The sequence below is a fragment of the Egicoccus sp. AB-alg2 genome (assembly GCF_041821065.1).
In the GTDB taxonomy this organism is placed as follows: Bacteria; Actinomycetota; Nitriliruptoria; order Nitriliruptorales; family Nitriliruptoraceae; genus Egicoccus.
The window spans coordinates 1-12,567 of sequence record NZ_JBGUAX010000008.1 but is presented as its reverse complement, the minus strand read 5'-3'; the positions used below and the strand labels follow the sequence as shown (position 1 = coordinate 12,567).

The window sequence follows — 12,567 nt, the reverse complement described above, 5'->3', positions numbered from 1 at the left end:
CCCGACGGCCACCCCGACGACGTCTTCGAACGAAACGAGGAGCCATGGCTGGCACGCCCCACGGCAAGGCGCCCGCGGCGACCGGGCCCGAGGGCGTCGCGCCCGAGGTCCCGGGCGCCGGCGCGACCTCGCTGCTGACCGACGACGACCTGTTCCTGTTCAACGAGGGGTCCCACTTCCGCCTGGCCGACAAGCTCGGCGCCCACCTGCGCACGGTGGACGGCCAGGCCGGCGCGCACTTCGCCGTGTGGGCACCCAACGCCCAGCAGGTATCGGTCATCGGCGAGTTCAACGGCTGGGACAAGGACGCCCACCAACTCGCCCCGCGCGGCGTGTCGGGCATCTGGGAGCTGTTCGTCCCCGGCGTGGGTCACGGTGACACCTACAAGTTCCACATCCGCTCGCGCCACGCGGGCTTCCGGGTCGACAAGGCCGACCCGATGGCGGTCCACACGGAGACCCCGCCGAAGACGGGCTCGAAGGTGTGGGACCTGTCCTACGAGTGGCACGACGACGCCTGGCTGGCGGAACGCGAGAAGCGCCAGGCGCTCGACCAGCCCATGTCGATCTACGAGCTGCACCTCGGCTCCTGGCGCACGGTGCCGGAAGAGGGCAACCGGCCGCTGAACTACGCCGAGCTGGCGGAACCGCTCATCGACCACGTCAAGGCCCTGGGCTTCACCCACGTGGAGTTCATGCCGGTGACCGAGCACCCGTTCGGCGGTTCCTGGGGCTACCAGACCACCGGCTACTTCGCCCCGACCTCCCGGTTCGGGACGCCGCAGGACCTCAAGCAGCTGATCGACCAACTCCACCAGGCCGGTATCGGCGTCATCCTCGACTGGGTGCCGTCGCACTTCCCGTCCGACGAGCACGGCCTGGCGTACTTCGACGGCACGCACCTCTACGAGCACGCCGACCCCCGCAAGGGCTACCACCCCGACTGGAACAGCTACATCTTCAACTACGGGCGCAGCGAGGTCGTCAGCTTCCTGCTGTCGTCAGCGCTGTTCTGGCTCGAGGAGTACCACGTCGACGGGATCCGGGTCGACGCGGTCGCCTCCATGCTCTACCTCGACTACTCGCGCGAGGACGGCGAGTGGATTCCCAACGAATGGGGCGGCAACGAGAACCTCGAGGCGATCGCGTTCCTGCGCCGCTTCAACGAGGAGGTCTACCGCAACTTCCCCGGTGTACAGACCATCGCCGAGGAGTCGACCGCCTGGCCGATGGTGTCGCGCCCGACGTACATCGGCGGGCTCGGTTTCGGCATGAAGTGGGACATGGGCTGGATGCACGACACGCTGGCCTACTTCCAGCAGGACCCCATCCACCGCCGCTACCACCACGACCAGTTGACGTTCCGGGCGATCTACGCGTTCACGGAGAACTACTGCCTGCCGCTCTCGCACGACGAGGTGGTGCACGGCAAGGGCTCGCTGCTCACCAAGATGCCGGGCGACGAGTGGCAGAAGTTCGCGAACCTGCGGGCCCTGTACGCCTACATGTTCACGCAGCCGGGCAAGAAGCTGCTGTTCATGGGCCAGGAGTTCGGGCAGTGGCAGGAGTGGGGTCACGAGCGCTCGCTGGACTGGCACCTGCTGCAGCACGAACGCCACGCGGGTCTGCAGCGCTGCCTGGGCGACCTCGGACGCCTGTACCAGGACGAGCCGGCGCTGCACGACGGTGACGTGGATCCGGCCGGCTTCGCCTGGATCGACGCGACCGACTGGGAGCAGAGCGTCATCGCCTACCGCCGCCGCACGCGCGACGGCTCGCGGGAGCTGGTGGTCGTGTGCAACCTCACGCCCATCCCGCGGGACAACTACCGCGTCGGCGTACCGCAGCGCGGGTTCTGGGTCGAGCGATTCAACTCGGACGCCGGTGAGTACGGCGGCTCGGGGGTGGGCAACCACGGGGGCGTGCACACCACCCCGCTGCCCTACCACGGGCTCGACCACTCGGTGAACCTCCACCTGCCCCCGCTGGGCGTGCTGGTCCTGGCCCACGACCCGGAGCGCACCGAGGACTAAGACGGCAACCGTTTTCCCAGCGCGCCCGTGGACAGGCGCGCTGGGGCCGCGCCGGCCGGCGGCGACCGCGCACTCCCCGGAAAGCCCCGGAAAACGGCGGTCAGGCCTTGACCAACGCAACGTCGTGAGTAGGGTCTCGTACGGTCGCTTGGGAAAGCGCTTACCAGTCGCTACGGCGACGTCCCGCTCGGAGAGGCGGGTCGCGCGGACCCGGACGACCGCCCCTCGGTTCCCCGACAGCATCGCACGACTCGCGAGGCTGGCCGACGGGCATGGGAGAGCTCCGGAGTCGTCCTATGCACGCACTTGACCAACCACACGCCCGCTCGGCGATCGCGCTGCTGGCCGCCCTGGCACTGCTGCTCACCGGCCTCGGGACGTCGAGCGCCGCCGCACAGTCCGCACCCGCCGTGCTCAACGCTTCCTTCATGGACATCGGCGTGATCGCCGAGGACCTCGAGGTCGGCCGCTTCACCGTGCGGCACGGGACCGAGGTGGACGCGAACAGCAAGACGGGTGGCGGCATGACCTTCACCCGGCGGTTGAAGCTGAACGGCGCCGGCGACGCCGGCTACCGCTCGGTCGCCTTCACCACCACGGACGAGGCGACGCTGACGGTCTACGCCCTCAGCTCCAGCAGCAGCGCCGACCGCGCCCTCGCGCTCTACCGCAGCGACGGCACGGAGGTGGCCCGCGTGCCGGCGTACGGCCCACCGAACGACATCCCCTCGGCGATGATGGTCGTCCCCGAGGCCGGCGACTACTACGTCGCCTCCCCGTCCTCGGGCGTCAACATCTACTACCTCGAGCTGGCGGAGGGGCCGCCGCCCGAGCGACCCGGCTGGGACACCGTCGCCGACCCCGTCGTCACCGACGTGTCGGTCGACGGCGGGCGGATCGTCGTCGACTTCGCGGGCGTCATCGGCTTCGACGGGGCGGACCTGGCCACCGCGACGCTGTTCGACGCGCAGGGGGCCGAGGTCGACCAGAACATCTCCGGCACCCCTGGCGACGGCGGCAGCATCGCCCTGACCCCTGCCGCGTCCGGCGACCACCAGGTGCACGTGGCCCTCTCACGCACCGACGAGGACACACCGAAGACGTCGGCGCTGGCCGCCGCGCCACCGTTCACGCTGCCGCTGGCCGCACCGACGATCCACACGGCGCTGACCACCGCGGTCGACGGCGACCAGGCAACGGTCACGGTGGAGTGGACCACCGTGCCCGAGGCCGAGAGCTACGCGGTCGAACACCGGCAGGCCGGCGACCCGGACTGGATCCCCGGTCCCACCACCGACGACACGGAGGCCGACCTGCCGGGTCTGACGCCCGGCACGGACGTCGAGGTACGGGTCACGGCCCGCCGCGGCGACGACTCGACGACCTCCGACACGTTCCGGGTGACGGTCGCCGACGCCGTCGAGCGCTGGCTGACCGCGCAGGCGGGCGTCAGCAGTCATGGTGAACTCGTCGAGCACGAGGACGGGTCGCTCACCTTCGACCTGATCGGCAACAACGGCAAGATCGCCGACTCCGAGGACGGCTTCCTGTGGCGCTACACCGAGGTCGACCCGACGACGGAGAACTTCACGCTCTCGGCGACGTTCACGGTCGACGACGCGAGCGGCAAGGACAACCAGTCCGGCTTCGGCATCATCGCCATCGACACCTTCGTGCCCAACGACCGAGACGCGCGCTACTTCAACTCCGCCGGCGTGATGACGGCCAAGTACCAGCGCGTGATCGACGGCAACCTCGTGTTCCGCTACGGCATGCCCGGCGGCAAGTGGGTGGACGGCTACACCGACGGGCCGACCGTGTCCACACCCAGCCGTGACCTGACCCGTTCGCAACCCTTCGACTGGGACTACCGCGCCGGCATGACCGAGGGCACCAACACCAACCCGCCCAGGTTCGTCGACGGCGACGTCTACGAGTACACGCTGCGCAAGTCGAACACCGGTTTCCACGCGATCTGGACGGTGGACGGCGAAACGCACGAGATCATCGAGTACGAGCCGGACCTGCTCCTGCAGCAGGACCCGGACAAGTTCTACGTCGGGGTCTTCGCCGCCCGCAACATCGTGGTCACCGCCAGCGACATCCAGTTCAGCACGATCCATCCGGACGACGACGACGAGCCGATGGAGCGGCCGACCACCTACGTCGACCCGTCGCTGACGTCCGACGTCACACGCACCACGCCGCACCGCTCGCTGGACGTGCCGCTGGTCGCGAACGTCCACGGTGAGGTCGTGCTCCGCGACGCTGCCGGCGAGGTCGTCGGGACGTCGGCGGTGACGCCGGCGGAGCGGGTCGTGCTGACCGCGCCGCTGCAGGAAGGGACCAACGAACTCGTCGCCGAACTCACCCCCTCACCACGCGAGGAGCAGACCCAGTTGGGCGAGTACGAGGACCTGTCCTCCTACGACGTCCTCACGCGGCCGATCACCGTAGAGGTCGCGCGCTACGGCCGGCCGGGTCAGGCGATCCACGTCGCCCCCGATGGCACGCCCGACGGTGACGGCACACCCGCCCGTCCGCTGGACCTGCACACGGCCGTCGGCTTCGCCCAGCCCGGACAGCAGGTGGTGCTGCGCGATGGCACGTACCTGCCGGATCGCGCGGTCGTGATCGCCCGCGGCAACGACGGCACGGTCGAGGCGCCGATCACCCTCATGTCCGAGCCGGGTGGCCGCGCGACCCTCGACCTCTCCGAGTCGCCCTCCGGCGGCATCCAGCTGCGGGGTGACCACTGGCACCTGTACGACCTGGAGATCACCGGGTCGCGCGGCTACCAGAAGCCGCTGCTGATCCAGGGTCACCACAACGTGGTCGAGCGGATCGAGTCCCACCACAACGGCGACACCGGCGTGCAGATCTCGGGCAGCCCGACCGAACCGTTCGAGATGTGGCCGTCGCACAACCTCGTGCTGTCCAGCGTCGCCCACAACAACGCCGACCCGCTCGCCAACGACGCCGACGGTTTCGCGGCGAAGCTGACGGTGGGCGACGGCAACGTGTTCCGCTACTGCATCGCCCACCACAACATCGACGACGGCTGGGATCTGTACGCCAAGTCGACCGAGGGCCCGATCGGCAACGTGGTCATCGAGGACTCCGTCGCCTACCGCAACGGCTGGCTCGAGGCCGACACGACGTTCGAGCTGATCGGCGAGGGCAACGGCTTCAAGCTGGGCGGCGAGAACATGCCCGGCCAGCACGTGCTGCGCAACGCCGTCGCCTTCGACAACTACGCGAAGGGCATCACGTCGAACTCCGGCCCGGACGTGCGGGTGTTCGACGTGACGGCATACCGGAGCGGACTCGTCGGTCCCGGCGCGGCGGGCAACAACCTGCAGCTGACCACCAGCGCGGCGCAGACCGACTACGAAGCACGGGGCGTGCTGTCGTACGTCGCCCAGCAGTCCGACGTGATCAACCTGCGCGAGCAGGAGGACACGATCCGCACCGACCCGTCGAACTACCTCACCTACGCGGGCGGCGGCAACCGCGAGGCCAGCCGCAACGGCGAGGGTGTCCGCGTGACCGACGACTGGTTCGTCAGCCTCGACACCGAGGGGTTGCGGCCCGAGATCGCGGCCGACGGCAGCGTGGCGATGCACGGTCTGCTGGAGCTCACCGGGCAGGCGCCGCCCGACACGGGTGCACGCCTGGCGCCGAACCCGCAGCCGACCGTGATCGAGCTGTTGCCGCCGGTGACGGAGGACGGCCAGCCCGGCCCGCCGCCGCACGTGCCCGGCCCACCGCCGCACGTGCCCGGACCGCCGTCGCACGTACCGGGACCGCCGCTGCGCGCACGCTGAGCGGCACCGAGTCCGCATCCCTCACCTCGGGCCTGGGCCCGGCGGGCGGCTGCCGTCCGTCGGGCCCACCCATGCCAGTCGGACCCGGCGGCGCCCCGCGACGCATCGCGCGCGGGGCAGACGGTGTCGTGGGACCGCGGCGGCAGGCCGTACGCTGCCCCGTCCGTCGAACAGCCGAGGCGCCCATGGAACGCTACGTGTGCGTGCACGGGCACTTCTACCAACCGCCGCGTGAGAACCCGTGGCTGGAAGTGGTCGAGCAGCAGGACTCGGCGTGGCCGTTCCACGACTGGAACGAACGCATCACGGCGGAGTGCTACGGACCCAACACCTCCGCACGCATCCTCGACGCGCAGGAGCGGATCACCCGCCTGATCAACAACTACGCGCGCATGAGCTTCAACGTCGGCCCGACGCTGCTCGCCTGGATGCGCGATCACGCCCCCGAGGTGCACGCCGGGATCGTGGAGGCCGACCGGCGCAGTGCGACGCGCTTCGGCGGCCACGGCTCGGCGATGGCGCAGGTCTACAACCACGCGATCCTGCCGCTGGCGAACGCCCGCGACCAGCACACCCAGGTCGTGTGGGGGCTGTACGACTTCGAACGGCGCTTCGGGCGGCCGGCCGAGGGCATGTGGCTGGCGGAGACCGCCGCGGACACCGCCACGCTGGAGGTGCTGGCCGCCAACGGCGTGCGGTTCACCGTCCTGTCCCCGTACCAGGCCGCCGCGGTGCGGCCGCTGCCCGCCGACCGCGACGGCGACGGCGACGGCGACGGCGGACCGGAGCCAGCCTGGACCGACGTCACCGGCGGCCAGGTCGATCCGACCCGCCCCTACCGGGTGCGTCTGCCGTCCGGGCGCCACCTCGACGTGTTCTTCTACGACGCCCGGGTGTCGCAGGCGGTCGCGTTCGAAGGGCTGCTGTTCTCCGGCGACCGGCTGGCGGAGCGGCTGCTGCACGCCTTCCCGGATCGTCAGGGGCCGAAGCTGGTCAACATCGCCACCGACGGCGAGAGCTACGGTCACCACCACCGGCACGGCGAGATGGCGCTGGCCCACGCGCTGCAGCGCCTGTCCGACACGGACGACGTGCGGCTGACCAACTACGCGGAGTTCCTCGCGCTGTTCCCGCCCGACCACGAGGCCCGGATCGTGGAGAACAGCTCCTGGAGCTGCGCCCACGGCGTCGAGCGTTGGCGCTCGGACTGCGGCTGTACCAACGGCGAGACCGGCGGCCACCAGGCGTGGCGGGCGCCGCTGCGCGACGCCCTCGACCTGCTGCGGGACGAGGTCGGCCCGGCCTACGAGCGCGCCGCCGGCCGGTTGCTGCACGACCCGTGGGCGGCGCGCGACCACTACATCGAGATCGTGCACGACCGCTCCCCCGCCCATCTGCGCACGTGGCTGGGCCGCCACGCACGCCGGCCACTGGACGCGGCCGAGCAGGTCGAGGTCCTCCGGCTCCTCGAGCTGCAGCGCCACGCCATGCTGATGTACACCAGCTGCGGCTGGTTCTTCGACGAGCTGTCCCGCATCGAGACGGTCCAGGTGCTGGCCTACGCGGCCCGGGTCGTGGAGCTCGCCGGCCAGGTCCTGGACCTGCCCGACCTCGAGGAGCGTTTCCTCACCCGCCTGGCCAAGGCGCCCAGCAACCTGCCCCAGTTCGGCGACGGCCGCACGGTCTACGAGCAGCTGGTGATGCCGACGCGGGCGAACTTCCGCAAGGTCGCGGCCCACTTCGCGATCAGCGGCCTGTTCCGCCGCTATGGCCGCAAGGAACGCCTCGGCTGCTACGAGGTGGAACGTGTCGACGAGCACCGCTCCGAGGCCGGCCGCGCGAAGGTCGGCTACGGCCGCATCACCGTGCGCTCCTCCGTGACGCTGGCGGAGAACAGCTACGAGTACGGCGTCATGCACTTCGGCGACCACAACTTCCTGTGCGGGGTGCGGCCGGCCGGCGACGAGCGTGCCTACGACCTGATGTGCGACGACCTCGCCGCGGCGTTCGACGAGGCCAACTTCCCCGACACGATCCGCAGGCTCGACGAGCACTTCGGGCGCGACGCGTACTCCCTGCGCGACCTGTTCCGCGACGAGCAGCGGCGCCTGCTCGACGTGGTGCTCGACACGACCTTGTCGGACGTGGAGAGCACCTACCGGTCCGTGTACCGCAGCCGCGCGCCGCTGATGCGCTTCCTGGCCGGCCTGGACGCGAAGGTGCCGCCGGCGCTGCGCAGTGCGGCCGAGGTGGTCGTCAACGCCGAACTGCGCGAAGCGCTCAGCGGCAACCCCGAGCCCGCCCGGGTCCAGGGGCTGATCGAGGAGGCGGAACGCTTCCGCGTCTCCCTCGACGCCGACGGCCTCGCGCACGCCTACGCCGAGTCGCTGTCGCGGGTCACCCGGGCGGTCGAGCGCGCCCTCGACGACGACGAGACCTTCGCGGTGTTCGGCAGCGACCAGCGGGCCGTCTTCGCCAGCTTCGCGACCCTGGTCGACATCGCCGAGTCGCTGCCCTTCGAGATCGACCTCGGCCGGGCGCAGAACCTGGCGTGGCGGGTGCGTCGCGAGCGCGGCGACTGGCTCGCGCAACGAGCGGCGTCCGGCGACGAGGCGGCACGCAACTGGGCCGAGGCGATCGACGCCCTGACGCAACGTCTCGGCTTCGCCATCTCCTGAGGTCACCACCGGTTCCCCCGCAGCTGGGCCGTGGCGGGGGTCGTCCGGGTGCCTCCCGGCCGGCGGCCGGGCCGCCGAACACGCACCCTCGGCCCTCCCCCGGCCACGGAGCCTCCTGGTGACCCACCACGAACACGACCACCTCGGCGCGACCGCGCTCGACGACGGCTCGACGCGGTTCCTGGTCTGGGCGCCGGCGGTGGAACGGATCGAGGTGGTGCTCGACGACGGGAACCGGGTCGCGCCGCTGGAGCCGACCGGGCGCGGTTACCACGAGGCGACCGTTGACCGGGTCGCCGCAGGTGACCGCTACCGCTACCGCCTGGCCGGAATCGAGGAGGACCGCAACGACCCGGCATCGCGATGGCAACCCGAAGGGCTCCACGGCCCCTCCGCCGTCGACGACCCGGCGTTCGCCTGGACCGACGCCGGGTGGGTGTGCCCGCCGCTGCACGAGCAGGTGCTGTACGAACTGCACGTCGGCACCTTCACGCCCGAGGGCACCTTCGACGCGATCGTGGCCCGCCTGGGTGAGCTGCGCGAGCTCGGCGTCACCACGATCGAGCTGATGCCGATCTGGCAGTTCCCGGGCGAGCGCAACTGGGGCTACGACGGCGTCCTGCCCTACGCGGTGCAGCACTCCTACGGCGGGCCGGCGGGCCTGCGCCGGCTCGTCGACGCCGCGCACGCCGCCGGCATCGCCGTGGTGCTCGACGTCGTCTACAACCACTTCGGTCCCGAGGACAACCACCTGCCCGACTTCGGGCCCTACCTCACCGACCGCTACGACACCCCCTGGGGCCAGGCAGTCAACGTCGACGGCCCGCACAGCGACGGTGTCCGCCGCTATTTCGTGGAGAACGCGGTGCGCTGGATCCGCGAGTTCCACGTCGACGGGCTGCGGCTCGACGCGGTGCACGCCATCCTCGACCAGTCGGCGGTGCACCTGCTCGAGGAGATCGCCCGTGAGGTCCACGCCGAGGCGCGCCGTGCGGGGCGCCACGCGTTCGTGATCGCGGAGTCCGACCTGGCGGATCCGAAGCTGGTGCGCTCCCCCGAGCGTGGCGGCTTCGGGCTCGACGGCCAGTGGCTCGACGACGTCCACCACGCCCTCCACGTCGCCTTCACGGGCGAACAGACCGGCTACTACGAGGACTTCACGGGGCTGGCCGACCTGCGGCGGGCGTTGCGGGACCGGTTCGTGATGGCGGGCCGCTGGTCGCCGCACCGCCAGCGCACCGTCGGACGCCCGGCGAACGACGTCCCCTACCACCGCTTCGTCGCCTGCACCCAGAACCACGACCAGGTCGGCAACCGGATGCTGGGCGAGCGTCAGAGCCGGCTGTTGGACCACGAACAGCTCAAGGCGTCGGCCGCCGGCCTGCTGCTCCTGCCGTTCACGCCGATGCTGTGGATGGGGCAGGAGTACGCCGAGACGGCACTGTTCCAGTACTTCGTGTCGCACACCGACCCCGACCTGGTCCGGGCGGTGCAGGAGGGCCGGAAGCGGGAGTTCGCCTACTTCGCCGACCAGGGCGAGGCGCCCGACCCTCAGGCCGAGGCCACGTTCGCGCGTTCGAAGCTCGACTGGTCCCGGCGCACCCAGGACCCGCACGCGGTGGTGCTCGCCCTCTACCGCGAGCTCCTGCGCCTGCGCCGCGAGCTGGGCGCGGTGGCCGCCCCCGATGCCAGTGACGCGAGCGGGGTGCTGCACACGCCCGGGACCCTGTCGTGGCGTCGCTCCCGGCGCGAGGACGAGGTGCTGGTCGTCGTCCACGCCGGCCCGGGACCGGTCGAGGTCCCTCTGCCCCCGGACGTGCGGTGGCAGCTGGTGTTGGACACCGCCGATCCGAGGTGGGACGGCCCGGGGGGCGTCGAGCTCCGGGACGAAGCGGTCGCGGACGGTGGCGGAGGCGCCACGACGCTGCGGTTGCCGGGGACCGCGACCGCCCTGCTGCGGCGGCGCTGACGCGCCGCTGCCCGCGGTCGCACCCCCGGCGTTCGCACACGCGAGCGGTACACGCAACGCCCGCGGCCACGTCATGATGCATCGGTTGACGCGGTTCCCATGCACGATCGGCAGTGGAGGCACGATGGCGCTCGAGATCTGGCCTGGGCAGCCCTATCCCCTCGGGGCCACCTACGACGGGTTCGGCACCAACTTCGCGCTGTTCAGCGAGGCGGCCGACCGGGTCGAGTTGTGCCTGTTCGACGAGGCGGGCGAGGAACAGCGGGTCCGGCTGACCGAGGTCACCGGCTACGTGTGGCACGGCTACCTGCCCACCATCGGGCCGGGCCAGCGCTACGGCTACCGGGTCCACGGGCCCTACGACCCGGCGAACGGCTCGCGCTGCAACCCGAGCAAGCTGCTCATCGACCCCTACGCGAAGGCGGTGGACGGCGAACTGCAGTGGAACCAGGCCGTGTTCGGCTACACCTTCGGCGATCCGGACGGTCCTCCCAACACCGAGGACAGCGCGCCGTTCGTGCCGCGCAGCGTGGTCGCCAACCCCTACTTCGAGTGGGGCGACGACCGCCATCCCCACACGCCGATGCACGAGACCGTGATCTACGAGGTCCACACGAAGGGCCTGACGCAGCGGCACCCCGACGTGCCCGAGAACCAGCGGGGCACCTACGCCGGGCTGACGCACCCGGCCGTGATCGACTACCTCACCGACCTCGGGGTCACCGCGGTCGAACTGCTGCCGGTGCACCGTCACGTGCCCGAGTCCGACCTCGTCGAGCGCGGCCTGACCAACTACTGGGGCTACAACTCGATCGCCTACCTCGCCCCGCACGACGGCTACGCGTCGGGATCCGCCGAGCAGGCGGTGACCGAGTTCAAGCAGATGGTCAAGACGCTGCACCGCGCCGGCATCGAGGTCATCCTCGACGTGGTCTACAACCACACGGCCGAGGGCAACCACCTGGGTCCGACCCTGTCGTTGAAGGGCATCGACAACGGTGCCTACTACCGCCTCGTCGACGGCGACCCGCGCTACTACATGGACTACACCGGCACCGGCAACTCCATGAACATGCGCCATCCCCACGTGCTGCAGCTGATCATGGACTCGCTGCGCTACTGGGTCAACGAGATGCACGTCGACGGGTTCCGCTTCGACCTCGCCTCGACGCTGGCCCGTGAACTGCACGACGTCGACCGCCTGTCGACCTTCTTCGAGGTCATCCAGCAGGACCCGGTCATCAGCCAGGTCAAGCTGATCGCCGAGCCGTGGGACGTCGGCGAGGGCGGCTACCAGGTCGGCAACTTCCCGCCGCTGTGGTCGGAGTGGAACGGGATCTACCGCGACACGATCCGCGACTTCTGGCGCGGCGAGTCGGCGACCCTGCCCGAGTTCGCGTCGCGGTTGACGGGCAGCTCGGACCTGTACGAGTCCGACACCAGGCGACCGGGCGCCTCGATCAACTTCGTCACCGCCCACGACGGGTTCACCCTGGCCGACCTGGTGTCGTACAACGACAAGCACAACGAGGCCAACGGCGAGGACAACCGCGACGGCACCGACGACAACCGGTCGTGGAACTGCGGGGTCGAGGGCCCGACCGACGACCCCGACGTCCTCGCGCTGCGCGCCCGTCAGCAGCGCAACTTCCTGACCACGCTGCTGCTGAGCCAGGGTGTGCCGATGCTGCTCGGCGGCGACGAGCTCGGGCGCACGCAGGGCGGCAACAACAACGGCTACTGCCAGGACAACGAGATCTCCTGGTACGACTGGGACGCCGTCGACGAGGACCTGCTCGCCTTCACGCGCGGCCTGATCGGCCTGCGGGCCGAGCACCCCATCTTCCGGCGTCGACGCTGGTTCCAGGGGCGTCCGCTGCGTGGCGAGGAGATCGACGACATCGCCTGGCTGCGGCCCGACGGCACCGAGATGGACGACGAGGACTGGGACGCGAGCTACGCCAAGTCGCTGCAGGTGTTCCTCAACGGCCGTGGCATCGCCAGCCCCGATCCCCGCGGTCAACAGATCGTCGACGACTCGTTCCTGGTGCTGTTCAACG

5 protein-coding genes are annotated in these 12,567 nt (G+C 70.6%); all 5 read left to right on the top strand.

Translation table 11 applies throughout. The features are described from left to right. The first annotated feature begins 44 nt into the window (after positions 1-44). Complete coding sequence (glgB, locus tag ACERM0_RS16210) at positions 45-2,033, top strand: 1,4-alpha-glucan branching protein GlgB (protein ID WP_373679661.1); 1,989 nt, start codon at positions 45-47, stop codon at positions 2,031-2,033. A gap of 296 nt (positions 2,034-2,329) precedes the next feature. Next, a complete protein-coding gene (locus ACERM0_RS16205; protein ID WP_373679660.1) occupies positions 2,330-5,860 on the top strand; it encodes a right-handed parallel beta-helix repeat-containing protein in 3,531 nt (1,176 codons plus the stop codon). A gap of 185 nt (positions 5,861-6,045) precedes the next feature. After that, on the top strand, positions 6,046-8,538 hold the full coding sequence (locus ACERM0_RS16200) for a DUF3536 domain-containing protein (protein WP_373679659.1): 2,493 nt from the start codon (positions 6,046-6,048) through the stop codon (positions 8,536-8,538). 118 nt (positions 8,539-8,656) lie between these two features. Continuing rightward, positions 8,657-10,507 carry a malto-oligosyltrehalose trehalohydrolase gene (gene treZ, locus ACERM0_RS16195; RefSeq protein WP_373667798.1) on the top strand — a complete coding sequence of 617 codons (1,851 nt, stop codon included), beginning with the start codon at positions 8,657-8,659 and terminating at the stop codon, positions 10,505-10,507. Between the two features lie 124 nt (positions 10,508-10,631). After that, positions 10,632-12,567: glycogen debranching protein GlgX (gene glgX, locus ACERM0_RS16190; protein ID WP_373679658.1), on the top strand; the 1,936-nt coding region annotated here is incomplete at its 3' end.